This window comes from Bacillus sp. FS02 (assembly GCF_024398395.1).
Lineage (GTDB): Bacteria > Bacillota > Bacilli > Bacillales > Bacillaceae > Bacillus > Bacillus altitudinis.
In genome coordinates this window covers 667581-684673 of record NZ_CP074101.1, presented here as the reverse complement: position 1 = coordinate 684673, position 17093 = coordinate 667581, and the positions used below count along the sequence as shown (strand labels likewise).

The following is a 17093-nucleotide window of genomic DNA, read 5'->3' as shown; positions in this document are numbered from 1 at the left end:
GATAGAATGAAAAATTTTGAAATTTTAGAATAATCTATTGTATTCTGGTCAAGAAGTCGGTAAGGTCAAAGTAAGAATATGGAAGGGGTGTTGTTCATGAAACGCATTTCTCTAACTGTTTTGTCCATATGTCTGTTTGTTTTCTCGTTTTTTCTGCCGGTCAGCCAAGTCACTGCAAACGAAACTCATGGGAATAAAGTAGCTGTTGGCAAAGATGGGATGGTGGCTACTGCACATCCGCTTGCATCGGAGATTGGTGCTGACGTATTGAAAAAAGGTGGGAACGCAGTGGATGCTGCTGTTGCCATTCAGTACGCACTTAATGTAACAGAGCCAATGATGTCTGGAATTGGCGGCGGCGGATTTATGATGGTTTATGATGGGAAGACAAAGGAAACATCCATCATCAATAGCAGAGAGCGAGCACCACAGGGCGCAACACCTGACATGTTTTTAACAGATGATGGAAAAGTGATTCCGTTTGCTGAGCGATCTACACATGGAAATGCGGTAGGTGTTCCAGGGACTGTAAAAGGTCTTGAAGCTGCATTAGATAAGTGGGGTACTCGTTCTATGAAGGAATTGATTGAGCCCTCCATTCAACTTGCAGAAGATGGTTTTGAAATTGATTCTGTCTTGGCAAAAGCGATTGATGATCATCAAGCAAAATTGAAAAAAACGGCCGCAGCGCCAATTTTTCTTCCAAATGATCAGCCGCTCGAAGAAGGAGATCTGCTTGTCCAGTCAGGTCTTGCAAAAACATTTAAACTTATTGCGAAAAAAGGAAGCAAAGCGTTTTATGAAGGAAAAGTAGCAAAGGCACTTGCAAATACAGTTCAAGATTTTGGCGGGACGATGACTTCAAAAGATATCAAACGTTATGAAGTCAAGACTGACAAGCCAATCTGGGGAGACTATAAAGGATATCAGCTTGCAAGCATGCCTCCACCAAGCTCAGGCGGGGTGTTTATGCTACAAATTCTCAAAATACTTGACCATTTTAACCTGTCTCAGTATGACCCCAAATCATTCGAAAAATATCAGCTGCTTGCTGAAACAATGCACCTCTCCTATGCTGACAGAGCCGCATATGCCGGCGACCCCGAATTCGTAGATGTTCCACTAAAAGGACTACTAGACGATGATTACATTTCAGAAAGAGCCTCTCTCATTCAATTAGATAAAATGAATCGCAGCCCGAAAGAAGGAGATCCTTGGGCATATGAGGATGAGAAAAATCCATCCCCAATTGTTCCTCAGCCAGAAGATAAAACCATCGGTGAGACGACCCATTTCACTGTTGCAGATCAGTGGGGAAATGTTGTTTCATTTACAACAACCATTGAACAATTATTTGGTACAGGGATTCTTGTTCCAGAGTATGGATTTTTCTTAAATAATGAACTGACTGATTTTGATGCAAGACCTGGCGGGGCAAATGAAGTCCAGCCCAATAAACGTCCATTATCAAGTATGACCCCGACGATCATTTTTAAAGATGGAGAGCCTGTCATGACTGTTGGGTCTCCTGGTGGAACGACGATCATTGCTTCTGTTTCACAGACGATTCTCAATTTACTTGAATATGACATGGAGCTTCAGGATGCGGTAGAAGAGCCAAGAATCTACACAAACAGCTTAACTTCGTATCGTTATGAAGTAGGTGTCCCTCTAGATGTAAGAACAAAGTTAAATGATATGGGTCACCAGTTTGGCAGTTCCCCTATTGATATAGGGAATGTGCAAGCTTTACTGATTGATCGAAAAGCAGGGACATTCACTGGAGTAGCTGATTCAACGAGAAATGGAACTGCTGTTGGTGTCAATCTAAAGGTAGCTGCAGATCAATAGCATTTCCCGGGAAAAGAAGCGCCTCATCAAGAAGGCGTTTCTTTTTAGTTTTCATTAAAATAAAAACACAGTTGACACCTGTGAATAGTTTGAATAATATATAGACTAACATCAATCATACATAGCTGATCGGACAACCGAAGGCTCTTGGCATTGACGTACAGGACTTTTTTGTACTTCAATCGCTGAGGGCCTTTTTTGCGTATAGAACTGAAAACGGCAAGGTTGGTGTCACTATTCAATGTGAAAGGGAGCGGATAACATGAAAAAAAGGATATGGATGTCTATTGCGATGACACTTTTCATCATCACAAGTGCTGCATGCTCAAATGCGAATGAAGCCTCAAATCAAAAGGGAAAGATTGAGCTGTTGAATGTGTCATACGATCCTACACGTGAATTGTATCAGGAATACAATCAAGCCTTTCAGATTTATTGGAAAGACAAAACCGGTGAAGATGTGACGATACAGCAGTCTCATGGAGGATCAGGTAAGCAGGGGAGATCGATTATTGATGGACTCGAAGCAGACGTGGCTACACTTGCTCTTGGGTACGACATTGATGCCATTGCAGATCGAGGGCTACTTTCAAAGGATTGGCAAAAAGAATTTCCAAATCAGTCCACACCTTATACGTCTACGATTGTGTTTCTTGTGAAGAAAGGAAACCCCAAAAATATTAAAGACTGGGATGACTTGCTTCAGCCAGGTGTATCCATCATCACACCAAATCCAAAAACGTCAGGCGGTGCAAGATGGAATTATTTAGCCGCATGGGCATATGCCGATAAAACCTTTCATGGGGATGAAGAAAAAACGAAGGATTTTGTGAAAAAGTTATATGAGCATGTCGAAGTACTCGATTCAGGTGCTCGTGGCGCCACAACAACTTTTGTCGAGCGCGGTCTTGGTGACGTGTTAATTGCTTGGGAAAATGAAGCCTATTTAACACTGCATGAATTAGGCAAAGACAAATTTGAGATTGTCAGTCCCTCCATTAGTATTTTAGCAGAGCCGCCCGTTGCCGTTGTCGACCAAAATGTGAAACGAAAAGGAACAGAGAAAGTGGCAATGGCTTATTTAGATTATTTGTATTCTAAAAAAGGACAGGAAATTGCGGCGAAAAACTATTATCGACCAAGAAATCAAGAAGTGCTAAACAAATATAAAGATCAATTTAAAGAGATTGATATGGTGACCATTGATCAGGCATTTGGCGGATGGCGAAAGGCGCAGAAAAGATTTTTTGATGATGGCGGATTATTTGATCAAATATATAGCGGACAAAAATAGGGGGGCGACGTGATGAAGAAAGGCTATACTGCCGCCAATAAAAGAAAACGTGTATTGCCTGGATTCGGGCTGAGTCTCGGAGTGACACTTGTTTATGTCAGTGCGATTGTCGTGATTCCTTTATCTATGGTATTTATTTGGACGGCTTCATTAGGAGCAGAAGGAATTTGGAATGTCTTTAGTGATGCGCGGGTGCTAAAATCGCTGCAGCTTACAGTTACGACTTCTTTTGCAGCTGCACTCATCAATGCAGGTTTCGGTGTACTGATCGCATGGGTTCTCACGCGGTACTCGTTTCCAGGAAAGAACATCCTGGATGCCCTCATCGATTTGCCGTTTGCTCTTCCAACGGCAGTGGCTGGCATCGCTTTGACGACTCTTTATTCTCCGAATGGGTGGATTGGGCAATTTTTGCATGTGAAGGTGGCTTACACCCCGCTCGGGATTATTTTGGCACTGATTTTTATTGGCATTCCATTTGTCATAAGAACGGTTCAACCGGTCATTGAGGGGCTTGAGCAGGAAGTGGAAGAGGCCGCAGCTATACTTGGTGCTACAAGAAAACAGACCTTTTTTCATGTACTGCTGCCTGCCTTGTTTCCAGCGGTAATGACTGGATTTTCTCTTGCATTTGCAAGAGCACTCGGTGAATATGGCTCCGTTGTGTTTATAGCGGGAAATATTCCGTTTAAAACAGAGATTACACCACTGATGATCATGTCTAAGCTTGAACAGTATGATTATCAAGGTGCCGCAGCCATTGCCTGTTTCATGCTGCTCTTATCATTTGTCATTTTGTTATTGATTCACGGATTGCAATGGTTTGTCGAGCGAAAAACAAGTGGAAGTGAGGTGAGATGATTGGAAAGGGAGCTTCTTAAAGAGCACCGCATCAAGTACAGGAGTCCTGTGACGGAATCAAAAGCGGTGAAGCGTATGTTGATTGGTGTGGTGTATGCTTTTTTGATTTTGTTTTTACTTATGCCGTTGATTGCTGTGTTTTCAAAGGCTTTTGAGAAAGGATGGAGTTCTTATCTTCTTTCCATCTCACATCCAGACACGATTGCGGCAATTAAATTGACTGTTTTCATTGTGATGATCACATTGCCGCTTCAAATGATTTTTGGGGTCAGTGCTGCTTGGGTCATCACAAAATTTCATTTCCCGGGAAAACGTTTGTTAACGACTGTCATTGATCTTCCGTTTGCGGTGTCACCTGTCATTGCAGGACTTGTATTTGTACTTTTATTTGGTTCAAATGGACTTTTAGGACCGTGGCTTTTAGCAAATGGATGGAAAGTGATTTACTCTGTACCGGGGATGATTCTTGCGACTATCTTTGTGACATTTCCTTTTGTTGCGAGAGAGTTAATTCCGTTTATGCAAAATGAAGGCATTCATGAGGAAGAAGCATCGCTTACGCTTGGTGCCAGTGGGTGGCAGACCTTTTTCCTTGTGACACTTCCAAATATAAAATGGGCCCTTTTTTACGGCGCCATTTTAGCAGGGGCTAGGGCAATTGGTGAATTTGGTGCAGTGTCGGTTGTATCAGGTCATATCCGCGGAATGACGAATACGATGCCACTTCATATAGAAATTCTATACAACGAGTATCAATTCCAAGCGGCTTTTGCCGTGGCCTCTCTCATGGCGTTTGTTGCGGTCATCACATTAATCATCAAGCAGATCATTCAGCAGAGAGATCACAGGCTTGGCAAGCGTTCAAAATAAATGGAGGGATCATCCTTGGGGATTACAGCGAAACAAATATCAAAGCAATTTGGGCAGACGAAGGTTTTGCAAAACGTGGATTTGACGATCGGAAATGGGGAATTAATATCCTTACTAGGACCATCTGGATCAGGTAAGACGACTTTATTAAGAATTATTGCAGGGCTTGATGATGCGAATACAGGGCAGATCTTATTTGGAGAACAGGATTATACTCACATTCCAGTGCGAAAACGGCAAATTGGTTTTGTCTTTCAGCAATATGCGCTTTTTCGAAATATGACGGTATTTGATAATGTGGCTTTTGGATTGAAGATGAAACCTAGAGGAGAAAGGCTGCCTAAAAAAGACATCAAAGAGCGGGTGCATGAGTTGCTGAAAGTCGTTCAATTAACGCAGTATGAACATCGTTATCCAGAGCAGCTGTCAGGTGGACAAAAGCAACGTGTAGCACTCGCACGTGCTCTAGCCGTTAAACCGAAAGCTCTTCTCTTAGATGAACCTTTTGGTGCACTAGATTCAAAGGTGAGAAAAGAATTAAGACATTGGCTGAAAAAAGTTCATCAAGAATTTCAAATGACGACAATCTTTGTGACGCATGATCAAGAAGAAGCGTTTGATATCGCTGATCGTGTTGTGGTGATGAATGAGGGCAGAATCGAAAAAATCGGCACAAAAAAAGAAATGACAGAGCAGACAGACAACCTTTTTGTAGCTGAATTTTTAGATATAGGAAGCCATATTTAACAAGAAGTTGATGTGATGTAATGAAAGAGATGCGGCAAAAAGCTGCATCTTTTTTTATAAAAATTTTCCTAGGAACATTGACTTATAATTTCGAATATTATAATATCTTTACAAAGGTAACAGTATTGAACATTTTATAAAACATCTATTTGTAAGCGCTTTACAAAAGGTTCTATTTTAAAATGTTCATTCTTTTTGTTACATGTGTTCATATTTATACCAAATGAAAGGGGTGGTTGTTTGAACAGCTTGTTTGAGTTAGATCAACAGCTGATTGAGCTGCAATACGAAGCATCTTCAAGTGAGGAGGTGACTGCCTATTTAGCAGAAAGGTTAGAAACTGGAGGGTATATTAAATCGAGCTTTTTACCAGCAGTGCTTGAAAGAGAAAAAACATATCCGACCGGTCTTCCTCTTGCGACCTTTGGGGTAGCCATTCCCCATACAGATCCTGAACATGTAAACAAACCGGCAATCAGTGTAGCGACATTAAAGGAACCTGTTATTTTTCATAAGATGGGAAGCCCTCATGAGACAGTTCAAGCCAAAATTGTGTTCGTTCTTGCAATCTCTGAACCTAGTAAGCAGCTCGTGATGTTAGAGAAACTGATGACGCTTTTCAGAAAAGAAGAAGTAATGACAAGTTTATCTCAGATGACATCGTATGAAGAAGCCGTTGATGTACTTCAAAAAGAATTAAACCAATAGTTATTCACGACATAATGTAAGCGCTTTATTTAAAATCAGGAGGTGGATGTATGATCAAGCAAGCCGTCGATTTCATCTTAGACTTAGGGCCAACAATTATGCTCCCAATTATTATGACGTTATTCGGTATGATTTTAAGGCAAGGATTTAAAAAATCCTTCCGTGCAGGTATTACGATCGGAATTGGATTTGTCGGGGTCAATCTTGTCATTAATTTACTCGTAAGCGGTCTTGGACCAGCAGCCAAAGCCATGGTCAATTCTCTTGGATTAAAGCTTGATATTTTAGATGTCGGCTGGCCGATTGGAGCCGCTATTTCATTTGGTACACCTGTTGCCCCTTTGATGATTCCTCTTGTGCTCTTGTTAAATGTCATTTTGCTGTCTGTTAACTTTACGAAAACATTGAATGTGGATATTTGGAATTTCTGGCATTTGATTTTCGCTGCTTCTGTTACTTACTACGCTTATCATAATATGTTCTTAGCTCTTGCCGTTGGTTTAATCGTTTCTGCGATTACACTAAAACTCGCCGATTGGACGGCACCGACGATTGAACACCATTTCGGATTAAAAGGCGTATCGATGGCTCATGCTGAAACGGTCAACTTCGCTCCGCTCATGTATGCGTCAAACCGCGTGATTGATAAAATCCCTGGTTTAAACAAAATTCATGCGGATCCAGAAACTTTGAAAAAACGTTTTGGCATCTTTGGTGAACCGCTTGTGATGGGTCTTATACTTGGTATCATTATTGGTCTTCTTGGCGGCTATGATGCAAAAGGTGTCATGACTCTTGGAATTCAAATGGCTGCAGTGCTTGTGTTAATGCCAAGAATGGTTGCTTTATTAATGGAAGGACTTATTCCAATCTCTGAGGGTGCTCGTTCTTATATTCAAAAGCGTTTCCCTGGAAAAAATGTCTATATTGGTTTGGATACAGCGATTGTCATTGGTCATCCAGCGAATATGGCTGTAGCCCTTTTGATGGTGCCAATCACCATTTTGCTTGCTGTCGTCCTTCCTTACAATGGTATGCTGCCGTTTGCAGACTTATCGGTTCTGCCATTTACAGTCGTATGGGCAGTAGCAGCCGCTCGTGGGAATATTATTCGCGGCCTCATTAACAGTATTTTTACTTTAATGATTGTTTTCTTCATTGCAACGAACCTTGCACCACTCGCCACCACAATGGGGAAAGCAGTTGGTTTCGACTTCCCAGAAGGGGCAAATATGATCTCTGGTATCGATCTTGGTTCTCACGTCATTCCTTGGATCATGGTGAGACTTCTTGATCCGAGCAATCCTTACTTCATTGCAGCGATTGTGTGTGCACTGGCATATGCGCTTCTTTGGTACTGGGTGCGAAATGATATTAAAAAGCAGTATGCAAAAGAAATGGGCTTAGATCAGAAAGATCAATAAATGAGCTGGAGGGATTCTCATGGCAAAAAAAATATTAGTATCTTGCGGAACGGCAGTTGCTACGTCAACGGTTGTGGCAAAAAAGGTAGAAGAGACATTAAAGGAAAAAGGATACGATGTCATCGTTGAACAGTGTAAGGCATCTGAGGTTCCGCAGAAAGCGGAGGGTGCTGATTTAATTGTGACGACAACGCCTGTTAGTGATACAAAAGGAACGCCTGTGATTCAAACGTTATCTTTTTTAACGGGATTTGGCATTGAAGAGGATATTGAAAAAATTATCGATCATATTAAGTGAACGATGATTGCGTGGAGGAGCTGCGAAAGCTCCTTCCATGTCATTTGAAAGGAGGAGCTCTCATGCAGCAGCATGCTTATAGCCGAACGTCTGCCATGTTTTCTATTTTCCTTCCGGCCTTGTTAATATGTGTGTTTTTTCTCTGGTCTCTTTATACGTTGATGTCGGCAGGACCTGAGCCATTAGCTGTGTTAGGTGTCTATACGCTGCCTATCCTTATGCTTTCTAGCATCACTGGCCTGAATCAGCCAACGAATATCATGATTAGTGAAGATGAGCTGAAAATAGGTGCTTTTGGCAGGTGGCACACATATGTCGTGTCCGATATTAAAGGAAAATTGTTTTTAAAACCATATCCTCATATCGGGAAAGTATATGTCAGAGTGGGACCTGCGCGAATATTTGGCGGACGCTACTGGATTTCAAGTGAGATGAGTGAGTACAAGCAGCTCGTTCAATCCTTGCAGAGTCTTGCGACATGTGATGAAAAGGAGGATGCGGCTAAATGAAATCAGCTGTCTTTTATTCTTCAGAGGACATTCGTTACGAGGAGCGGAAGCGGCCAGCCATTGGTGATGATGAAGTATTATTAAAAATGCGTGCCTGCGGGTTATGCGGGACGGATATTTATAAAGCGACACATGAGACGGTACCTCCTGGCACAGTGCTAGGGCATGAAATCGCTGGTGACATTATCGAAACAGGCCGTCACGTCACACATGTTCAAACGGGAGACAGGGTGTATGTAGCGCATCATGTCCCTTGTTTTACTTGTGACTTTTGTCAAAGAGGATTTTATACAATGTGCCCGCAATTTGCAGCCACAAATGTAGAGCCGGGCGGTTTTTCGGAATATATTCGTGTTCCTGCTTTACATGTGAAGCATACAATGGGCAAACTCCCACATGACGTCTCATATGAACAAGGAGCGATGGTCGAACCGGTTGCCTGCTGTCTTCACGGCTTTGAAAGGGCGCCCGTTCATCCTGGAGATTCGGTGTTGATTCTTGGAGCGGGGCAAATTGGCTGCATTCAATTACAGCTTGCCAAATATTATTTGGCTGGAAAAGTGATGATCACAGACGTAAATGAGAACAGGCTCCTTCAAGCAAGAAATCTTGGGGCGGACGTCGCTTTTCATCCAGCATCTGAGCCAGTAGAAAACCGCGTCATGAAAGAAACAGATGGAAAGGGAGCGGACCTTGTCATTATTTCTGTGGGGAGCAGTGCGCTTTTAAAAGAAGCATTTCAAGCTGTCGCAAGAGGCGGAACGATTTTGGTCTTTGCTCACTTTCCGAAAGGGGATGTCTCCATTCCAGCAGAACGTTTTTTCCATGATGAAGTGAAAGTAGTCGGAGCTTATTCGTCGCATCCATACCATTATCGTGAAGCGCTGGAGCTCTTAAAAGCAAAGGTCGTTCATACAGAAAAAATGGTGACGCATCGATATCCATTAAGTCAGCTTCGTCAGGCGATAGAATGCGCTAGGCATCCAGAAGGTGAAAGCGTCAAAATCATGATGTATCCAGATGAATGAGAATGTACGAGATGGAGAGAAAGAGAAGGTCTTTGGAAAAGGGCTTTGCCTTTCTCTTTTTTTCTGAAAAAAGATGAAAACGCTTAAAAAATAAACGGAAATGCTTGACTTCAATGAGAGTTAAACGTATGATGATTACAAATGTAACACATAAGAACAAATGTAAAGGGGAGAGAAGAAATGCAAAAACAAATCACTTTGCCTGAACAGATTAGTCATGAGAAATTAGCAGATTTATATAAACAAATGTGGTTAGTAAGATATTTTGATGAAAAGGTCGATCAATTCTTTGCTAAAGGATTAATCCATGGAACGACCCATTTATGTGTTGGACAGGAAGCATCGGCTGTTGGATCTATTGCTGTGTTAAAGGATGAAGATAAGATTGTCAGTACACACCGCGGACATGGTCACTGTATTGCAAAAGGTGCAGAGGTCAATAAAATGATGGCTGAACTGTTCGGACGTGAAACAGGTTACTGCAAAGGAAAAGGCGGTTCCATGCATATTGCCGATTTAGAAAAAGGAAACCTTGGGGCAAATGGAATTGTTGGCGGCGGTATTCCACTTGCAACAGGTGCGGCGCTCACGTCCAAGATGAAAAAGGAAGGCTTTGTGGTCCTTTGTTTCTTCGGAGACGGCGCCACAAATGAAGGCAGCTTCCATGAAGCGCTGAATCTTGCTTCCATTTGGGATTTACCTGTTGTGTTTATTTGTGAAAACAACCAATACGGCATGTCTGGTCCTGTGAAAGAAATGATCAACATTGAAGACATCTCAACGAGAGCAGAAAGCTACGGAATGCCAGGGAAAACAGTTGATGGAAATGACATGGTTGAGATCATGAATACAGTAGATGAAGCGGTAAGCCGTGCAAGAGCTGGAGAAGGGCCATCACTCATTGAAATGAAAACGTATCGCTGGAAGGGTCACTCAAAGAGTGATGCGAAAAAATACCGTACACGTGAAGAAGAGACAGAATGGAGACAAAAAGACGGAATTAAACGCTTTAAGTCACTCTTAATGGAGCTAGATGTTCTGACAGAAGAGCAGGCTGCTCGTTTACAAGAAGAAGCGAAGCAAGAGATCGAGGCATCTGTTGAATTTGCGAAAAATAGTAAAGAACCATCAATTGACACACTATTAGAGGATGTATACGCCTAATTAGGAGGGGAATCACGTGACAAACACGACAGTGAGAGAGATTTCATATTTAGAAGCCGTTCGAGAAGCAATGAGTCAGGAAATGAGAAAAAATCAAGATGTCTTCATTTTAGGTGAAGATATCGGCGTATACGGTGGCGCATTTGGTGTCACGCGCGGGATGATCGAGGAATTCGGTCCAGAACGCGTCCGCAATACGCCGATTTCAGAGGCTGCCATCGCAGGAGGCGCAGTCGGAGCTGCTTTGACAGGGATGCGTCCGATTTTAGAACTTCAATTCTCTGACTTTATTACAATTGCAATGGATCAGCTTGTAAACCAAGCAGCGAAAACACGTTACATGTTTGGCGGAAAAGGGAAAGTGCCGCTTGTTGTCAGAACACCAGCAGGTTCCGGGACTGGTGCCGCAGCGCAGCACTCCCAAAGCTTAGAAGCGTGGATGGCTCATATTCCTGGACTAAAGGTGGTTCAGCCTTCAACAGCTTATGATGCAAAAGGACTTTTAAAAGCAGCAATGGATGATGACAATCCTGTCATTTTCTATGAACACAAGCTTTTATATAAAACAATTGGTGAAGTACCAGAAGAGCAGTACTCGATTCCTTTAGGGAAAGCGGATGTGAAGAGAAGCGGAAAGGACGTCACAATTGTCGCAACAGCCATTATGGTGCACAAAGCGCTCGAAGCAGCGAAGGAACTAGAAGCGGAAGGAATCGATGTCGAGATCATTGATCCGAGAACGCTCGTCCCATTAGATGAAGAAACCATTATTGAATCTGTGAAAAAAACAGGCAAATGTATCGTTGTGCATGAGGCAGTGAAACGAGGCGGCTACGGCGGAGAGATTGCGAGTATGATAGCGGAAAGTGAAGCCTTCGACTATTTAGATGCACCTATTAAACGACTTGGCGGTCTTGCCGTCCCAATTCCTTACAACCCAACGCTGGAAAAAGCAGTCATTCCACAAGTGCCAGATATTATTGAAGCAGCAAAAGAGCTCGTGCGCTCTTAAGTAAAGGGGAGAAGATCATGCCAAAAGAGATATTTATGCCGAAGCTAAGCAGTACGATGGAGATCGGTACCTTGCTTCAATGGTTTAAAGAAGAAGGAGATTCGGTTGAAATCGGTGAGCCTCTATTTGAGATTATGACAGACAAAATCAATATCGAGGTTGAAGCCTATGATGATGGCGTTTTTCTAAAGAAATATTACGAAGCAGATGATCAGATTCCAGTCAATGCTGTCATTGGATATATCGGAGAGGCTAATGAGCAGGTACCGAGCGAGCCGCCAGCGCAGTCAGATGAAGCGTCTTCTGAAGACAGCGGAACGTCATCACCATCTGAACCATCTGTTTCGACTGAAGTTGAATCAACGGTGGGTGAGAAAGTACGCGCAACACCTGCAGCGAGAAAAACGGCAAAAGATCACCAAGTAGCCATTCAAGAAGTATCTGGTACAGGACCAAAAGGCAGAATTCAAAAACGGGATGTCGAAGCGGCCCTTCATACGAACGAGGAAGGCCAACGCGTATCACCACTTGCAGGAAAAGTGGCTGCTCGTGAAGGAATCGACTTAGCGAATGTTGCTGGTTCTGGCGCTCACGGCAAAATCATGAAGAGTGATGTGACAGCAGCAGGCGCACAAAAGGCAGAAGCTGCTCCAGTGAGAACACAAAAACTAGCCGGGATGAGAAAAGTGATCGCAGATCGCATGTCACAAAGTGCCTTTACAGCGCCGCACGTCACATTAACAAGTGAAATTGATATGACAAAAGCAAAAGAAGTGCGCAAACAGCTGCTCCCAGCGATAGAAAAAGAGACAGGCTACAGATTGTCGTTTACAGAAATCATCATCCATGCGGTCAGCAGTGTCCTCACGCGCCATCCGCAAATCAATATGACGTTTGAACAAAATGAGCTCCATTTCCATGAGGATGTGCACATTGGTCTTGCGGTTGCTGTGAAAGACGGCTTAATGGTTCCGGTCATCTCTCATGCAAATCAAAAAGGGCTGAAACAGCTCACAAAAGAAGCAAAAGAAATTGGTCGAAATGCACGCGATCAAAAGCTGCTGCCAGACCAGTTGAAGGGGTCTACATTTACCATTAGTAACTTAGGGATGTATGCCATTGACACGTTTACCCCAATTATTAATCAGCCGGAAGTGGCGATTTTAGGTGTTGGACGCATTCAAGAAAAACCTGTAGTGATCGATGGAGAAATTCAGGTGCGGCCAATGATGGGCGTCAGTTTATCATTTGATCATCGTGTGGTAGATGGTGCACCAGCAGCAGCCTTTTTAACAGACCTTAAAAAAGTGCTTGAACAACCATTTGAATTGCTAATGTAGGAGATGAATCGGATGACAAAAACGTATGATCTGACAGTCATTGGCGGAGGGCCTGGCGGATACACTGCCGCCCTTCAAGCCGCTGAACGTGGACACAAGGTTGCATTGATTGAAGAGGATTTTCTAGGGGGGACTTGTTTAAATCGAGGCTGTATCCCTTCAAAGACACTGCTCAAACATGCAGAAGTCATTGAATCCATTGAGAAAGCAAAAAGCTGGGGAATCGAAACAGGTGAGATGGTTCTTTCCTTCGATAAAATGAGAAAACGTAAAGATGATGTCATCGAAAAACTCAGGGGTGGAATCGCCTTTTTATTAAAGCAAGGAAAGATTGATGTATATAACGGCAGAGGAACAGCTGTGACAAAAAATCGCATTGACATTGAAAAACAAGATGGGTCAGAAACGATTGAAACAAAAGAGCTGATCATTGCCACTGGCTCATCACCTGCTATTCCTCCTATTCCAGGGCTCAAAGAGATTCAATTTGACACAAGTGATACGATCTTTGACATCCCAGATATTCCTGCATCTGTCGTCATTATTGGCGGGGGTGTAATTGGTCTTGAGCTGGCATGTATCTTCCAGAGTCTCCAATCAAAAGTCACCATTATAGAAGCCGCTCCGTCGATTATTCCGCAGGAAGATGAAGAAGCGTCGAAATTACTAGAAAAAGAATTGAAGAAAAAAGGCATCCATATCGCAAAGAAAACGACGGTGACAGAGGTAACAGAAAGTGAAGGAGTCAAAGCGATTCATGCGACAGACGATAAAGGAGAGACGCACATCTTTACGGCTGAAAGACTGCTAGTTTGCGTCGGAAGAAGACCAAATGTCTCTGCTGTCAGTCAGCTGGACCTTCAGCTGGATGGTCCTTTTATTAAAGTAAACGATGAGATGAAGACAAGTGCTGAAGGTGTATATGCAATTGGCGATGTAGCCGGCGGCTATCAGCTCGCTCATGCGGCGATGGCAGAGGCAGCTGTTGCGGTTAGCAATATATGCGGCGAGCCTGAAAGAATGAATCACGACATCGTTCCTAGATGTATTTATACATTGCCAGAAGTAGCGAGTGTGGGACTGACAGAGAAAGAGGCAAAAGCCAAAGGGCTAAACGTGCGGGCAGAGCGATTTGATTTAGCTGCAAGCGGAAAAGCGTTGGCAGCAGGTGTTCAAACCGGTTTTATTAAACTCGTGTACGATACCGTATATGGTGAAGTCATTGGCGCTACAATGGTTGGTCCGCACGTAACGGAGATGATATCAGAGGCTTCCTCATTTATGTATTTAGAAGGAACAGCTGAAGAGATGGCCAAAATGATTCATCCGCATCCAACCATCTCAGAAGGCTTTTATGAAGCAGCTCTTGATATTGTGAGTAAGCTGAGAAAATAAATGCCAAACAAGGGATAGGGAGGAGATCCGTGTGCACGTCCAGCTTCATCAGAAAGTGGCACTTGTGACAGATAGCACAGATGGATTTGGAGAAGCCATCTGCCTGGCTTTGGCCCGGGCAGGTGCACATGTTTTCATACACGCTTTTCGTGATGAATCAAAAGCAAAGTCGATAAGCGAAGACATTGAAAAATTAGGCGGCCAATCGACTGTTGTCATCAATCCGCTTGAGACACCGCGTGATGCCACGCTGATGCTAAGACAAGTCATCGATACATGCGGCAAACTTGATATTTTAGTCAATCAAGCCGAGCAAACAGCAGATGGGGAGATTGATGACGTAAGTCCTGAGATATGGGTCGATGAAGTGGAAAGATCCGTAAATACAGTCTTTCTTTCCAGTCAAGCTGCTGTGTGGCATATGGTGGATCAGAAGAAGGGCTGCATTATTAATATTTCCTCATCAGGCAGCATAACAGGTGATGGCGGGATCTCACATGCTACATCAAATAGTATGTTGAATGCCATGACAAAAGGATTAGCGCGCGAATTTAAAGACAAAGGCATCCGGGTATTGGCACTACTTCCACCGCCTCTCCATTTGCTTCCTGACAAAGAGCAAATCAAGGAGACGGTGGCTCATATGACGGTTTTCTTAAGTACATCGTACGGCGCATTTACAGATGGAGCAGCGATTATGCTTGATGGGGGTGAGAGCGCTGGCTAATCAACAAAAACCAGTTCTCATCGTAGGTGGCGCCCAAGGGATCGGCAAAGAAATTGCTCAGCGTTTTTTAAAAGAAGGGCATCGTGTAGCTGTGTCAGATATAGATGAACAGGGACTTTTGCTTTTAAAACAACAGCATCCTCAGCTGCTGACGTTCCAAGCTGACGTTTCATCGTGGGAAAGTGTTCAGCAAATGGCGTCAGCAGCTGAAAGGGAGTTGGGTGGCATTGGGCATCTTGTCTATTCAGCAGGAATGACGAAATCCCTTCCTTTTTTAGAGGTTGATTTTTCACTTTGGAAAAAGACACTGGCTGTGAATCTATATGGTCTTTTCTACTGCATCAAAGCATTAGCACCCTATCTATGTGAGCGGAATGAAGGCAGCGTCGTCATTATTGGATCAGGATCTGCGATAACAGGCTCTGGCGGCGGCATCCAGTATTACGCATCAAAAGCCGGGGCATTTGGTCTCATGCGTTCGCTCGTAAAGGAATTGGGTTCCCATCATGTCCGCATCAATGTCATTGCACCGCGCGTCATTGAATCTCAGATGCTTGATACGCTCTATCCGACTGAGCTTGAGAAAAGTCAGCTTCGATCACTTATTCCTATCGGGAGATTAGGAAAACCAGAAGATATTGCTGGAGTCACTTTATTTCTCGCAAGTGACGAGGGAAGCTATTTGCACGGACAGATACTCTTATTAGACGGCGGGAGAACGTATCAGCCTAAATATAGCGAGGGAAAAAGAGCGGAGCGTTAATCGCTCTTTTTGTCATTTTCATAACAATTGTTCCAATTAGAAACGAATGTTTGGTATACTGGTAATCATAGTATATTAAAAGGATGATGTCACATGCTGAATTGGGAAGAAAGACGACAGCTCGTCAAGGTTGCTCATCTTTATTATACAGACGGGTGGACGCAGCAGGAGATTGCAAAAAAGCTCAATGTCTCAAGACCAGTCATTTCAAAGCTCTTACAAAAAGCAAAAGATGTGGGAATCGTTGAAGTGTACATTAAAGACGAAAGTATTCATACAGTGGAACTTGAAAAGCAGCTGGAAACAACTTTTCAATTAACGGATGCTGTCGTTGTCCCAAGTGTCGGGACAATGTCTGAGATGGTCAAACGGGCAGTCGGTCAAGCGGGCGCCTATTATCTTTCTAAAAACATGAAAGGCGCTGAGAAAATCGGTATTTCATGGGGAACCACACTTGCCGAGCTCGTGAAGGAATATCCATTTGAGCGAAGAAACGATGTCAAAGTCATTCCTTTAGAGGGCGGAATGGGCAGGCAGGCAGTCGACATTCACGCGAATCAGCTGGCATATGAGCTGGCAAAGAAGATGAATGGTACGTGTTCCTATTTATATGCACCTGCGATTTTAGAAACAGAAGAATTAAAAGAGCGGCTGATGGCGATGCAGGACATAGAAGCTGTGCTTGAAGAAGGCAGAAATGTTGATATTGCCCTGATCGGTATTGGAAATCCGCATAAAGGCTCTACATTGAAAACAGTCGGTTATTTAAAAGAAGAGGATTTGTCTGGGTTGAGACAATCAGGGGCTGTTGGTGATATTGGTTTTCGTTTCTTTGATGGTGAAGGGAAACCAGTCCAAGATGAGCTGAACCAAAAGGTGATTGGATTATCGTTAGAACAATTAAAGAACGTGAAAAAAGTCATCGCAGTTGTGGAAGGAACCCATAAAGCTGAAAGTATTTTAGGGGCCTTAAACGGCGGCTTTATTCAGGTGCTCGTCACCGACGAATTAACTGCGGCAGCTATTTTAAAGGAAGCATCTGTCCAATAAACAGCTGACAGCTATCGTATTGTATAAAAAGAGCTACATCAAACGAGAAAGG

General features: G+C 43.2%; 17 protein-coding genes. All 17 read left to right on the top strand.

From position 1 onward, the window contains the following. Window positions 1-96 precede the first annotated feature (96 nt). The 17 genes from ggt (at window position 97) to KFQ09_RS03425 (ending at window position 17041) form a co-directional block, all read left to right on the top strand. Window positions 97-1851: a gamma-glutamyltransferase gene (gene ggt, locus KFQ09_RS03505; protein WP_255836024.1), complete on the top strand. Its 1755-nt coding sequence runs from the start codon at window positions 97-99 to the stop codon at window positions 1849-1851. Between the two features lie 280 nt (window positions 1852-2131). Continuing rightward, window positions 2132-3145, top strand: coding sequence for a sulfate ABC transporter substrate-binding protein (locus KFQ09_RS03500; protein WP_370648320.1), 1014 nt, complete (start codon window positions 2132-2134; stop codon window positions 3143-3145). Between the two features lie 12 nt (window positions 3146-3157). Further along, window positions 3158-4006, top strand: coding sequence for a sulfate ABC transporter permease subunit CysT (gene cysT / locus KFQ09_RS03495; RefSeq protein ID WP_046343333.1), 849 nt, complete (start codon window positions 3158-3160; stop codon window positions 4004-4006). Next, window positions 4007-4876, top strand: a complete 870-nt coding sequence (gene cysW, locus KFQ09_RS03490) for a sulfate ABC transporter permease subunit CysW (RefSeq protein WP_060832262.1) — start codon at window positions 4007-4009, stop codon at window positions 4874-4876. 15 nt (window positions 4877-4891) lie between these two features. Next, entirely contained in the window at window positions 4892-5623 is a 732-nt protein-coding gene (locus tag KFQ09_RS03485; RefSeq protein WP_370648312.1) for a sulfate/molybdate ABC transporter ATP-binding protein, read from the top strand. Between the two features lie 240 nt (window positions 5624-5863). Then, on the top strand, window positions 5864-6331 hold the full coding sequence (locus tag KFQ09_RS03480) for a PTS sugar transporter subunit IIA (RefSeq protein WP_017359150.1): 468 nt from the start codon (window positions 5864-5866) through the stop codon (window positions 6329-6331). 50 nt (window positions 6332-6381) lie between these two features. Continuing rightward, the gene (locus KFQ09_RS03475; RefSeq protein ID WP_007498866.1) at window positions 6382-7755 is read left to right on the top strand and encodes a PTS galactitol transporter subunit IIC; all 1374 of its coding nucleotides are present in this window, start codon (window positions 6382-6384) and stop codon (window positions 7753-7755) included. Window positions 7756-7774: 19 nt separating this feature from the next. Next, entirely contained in the window at window positions 7775-8053 is a 279-nt protein-coding gene (locus tag KFQ09_RS03470) for a PTS sugar transporter subunit IIB (protein ID WP_008346262.1), read from the top strand. Between the two features lie 62 nt (window positions 8054-8115). After that, window positions 8116-8562: a hypothetical protein gene (locus KFQ09_RS03465; protein WP_056704883.1), complete on the top strand. Its 447-nt coding sequence runs from the start codon at window positions 8116-8118 to the stop codon at window positions 8560-8562. Further along, on the top strand, window positions 8559-9590 hold the full coding sequence (locus KFQ09_RS03460) for an alcohol dehydrogenase catalytic domain-containing protein (RefSeq protein ID WP_017367078.1): 1032 nt from the start codon (window positions 8559-8561) through the stop codon (window positions 9588-9590). The genes KFQ09_RS03465 and KFQ09_RS03460 overlap by 4 nt, the downstream gene beginning before the upstream one ends. Window positions 9591-9770: 180 nt before the next feature. Further along, window positions 9771-10754, top strand: a complete 984-nt coding sequence (pdhA, locus tag KFQ09_RS03455; RefSeq protein WP_008346257.1) for a pyruvate dehydrogenase (acetyl-transferring) E1 component subunit alpha — start codon at window positions 9771-9773, stop codon at window positions 10752-10754. A gap of 31 nt (window positions 10755-10785) precedes the next feature. Further along, a complete protein-coding gene (locus KFQ09_RS03450) occupies window positions 10786-11766 on the top strand; it encodes an alpha-ketoacid dehydrogenase subunit beta (protein ID WP_026050078.1) in 981 nt (326 codons plus the stop codon). Between the two features lie 17 nt (window positions 11767-11783). Then, on the top strand, window positions 11784-13106 hold the full coding sequence (locus tag KFQ09_RS03445) for a dihydrolipoamide acetyltransferase family protein (protein ID WP_017359146.1): 1323 nt from the start codon (window positions 11784-11786) through the stop codon (window positions 13104-13106). A 12-nt stretch (window positions 13107-13118) separates the two neighbouring features. Next, window positions 13119-14501: a dihydrolipoyl dehydrogenase gene (gene lpdA, locus KFQ09_RS03440; RefSeq protein ID WP_008346251.1), complete on the top strand. Its 1383-nt coding sequence runs from the start codon at window positions 13119-13121 to the stop codon at window positions 14499-14501. A 31-nt stretch (window positions 14502-14532) separates the two neighbouring features. Continuing rightward, window positions 14533-15228: an SDR family NAD(P)-dependent oxidoreductase gene (locus tag KFQ09_RS03435; protein WP_017367080.1), complete on the top strand. Its 696-nt coding sequence runs from the start codon at window positions 14533-14535 to the stop codon at window positions 15226-15228. Continuing rightward, complete coding sequence (locus KFQ09_RS03430; RefSeq protein WP_046526585.1) at window positions 15206-15991, top strand: SDR family NAD(P)-dependent oxidoreductase; 786 nt, start codon at window positions 15206-15208, stop codon at window positions 15989-15991. The genes KFQ09_RS03435 and KFQ09_RS03430 overlap by 23 nt, the downstream gene beginning before the upstream one ends. Before the next feature lie 93 nt (window positions 15992-16084). After that, a complete protein-coding gene (locus tag KFQ09_RS03425; RefSeq protein WP_017359143.1) occupies window positions 16085-17041 on the top strand; it encodes a sugar-binding transcriptional regulator in 957 nt (318 codons plus the stop codon). Window positions 17042-17093: the final 52 nt, after the last annotated feature.

What these genes read in the sequence shown, in the direction of transcription:
- KFQ09_RS03460 (WP_017367078.1), top strand. Translation starts at nt 8,559, where the DNA reads ATGAAATCAGCTGTCTTTTATTCTTCAGAGGACATTCGTTACGAGGAG.
- cysT (WP_046343333.1), top strand. Translation starts at nt 3,158, where the DNA reads ATGAAGAAAGGCTATACTGCCGCCAATAAAAGAAAACGTGTATTGCCT.
- KFQ09_RS03425 (WP_017359143.1), top strand. Translation starts at nt 16,085, where the DNA reads ATGCTGAATTGGGAAGAAAGACGACAGCTCGTCAAGGTTGCTCATCTT.
- lpdA (WP_008346251.1), top strand. Translation starts at nt 13,119, where the DNA reads ATGACAAAAACGTATGATCTGACAGTCATTGGCGGAGGGCCTGGCGGA.
- KFQ09_RS03475 (WP_007498866.1), top strand. Translation starts at nt 6,382, where the DNA reads ATGATCAAGCAAGCCGTCGATTTCATCTTAGACTTAGGGCCAACAATT.
- KFQ09_RS03470 (WP_008346262.1), top strand. Translation starts at nt 7,775, where the DNA reads ATGGCAAAAAAAATATTAGTATCTTGCGGAACGGCAGTTGCTACGTCA.
- KFQ09_RS03430 (WP_046526585.1), top strand. Translation starts at nt 15,206, where the DNA reads ATGGGGGTGAGAGCGCTGGCTAATCAACAAAAACCAGTTCTCATCGTA.
- KFQ09_RS03500 (WP_370648320.1), top strand. Translation starts at nt 2,132, where the DNA reads ATGTCTATTGCGATGACACTTTTCATCATCACAAGTGCTGCATGCTCA.
- ggt (WP_255836024.1), top strand. Translation starts at nt 97, where the DNA reads ATGAAACGCATTTCTCTAACTGTTTTGTCCATATGTCTGTTTGTTTTC.
- KFQ09_RS03465 (WP_056704883.1), top strand. Translation starts at nt 8,116, where the DNA reads ATGCAGCAGCATGCTTATAGCCGAACGTCTGCCATGTTTTCTATTTTC.
- pdhA (WP_008346257.1), top strand. Translation starts at nt 9,771, where the DNA reads ATGCAAAAACAAATCACTTTGCCTGAACAGATTAGTCATGAGAAATTA.
- KFQ09_RS03445 (WP_017359146.1), top strand. Translation starts at nt 11,784, where the DNA reads ATGCCAAAAGAGATATTTATGCCGAAGCTAAGCAGTACGATGGAGATC.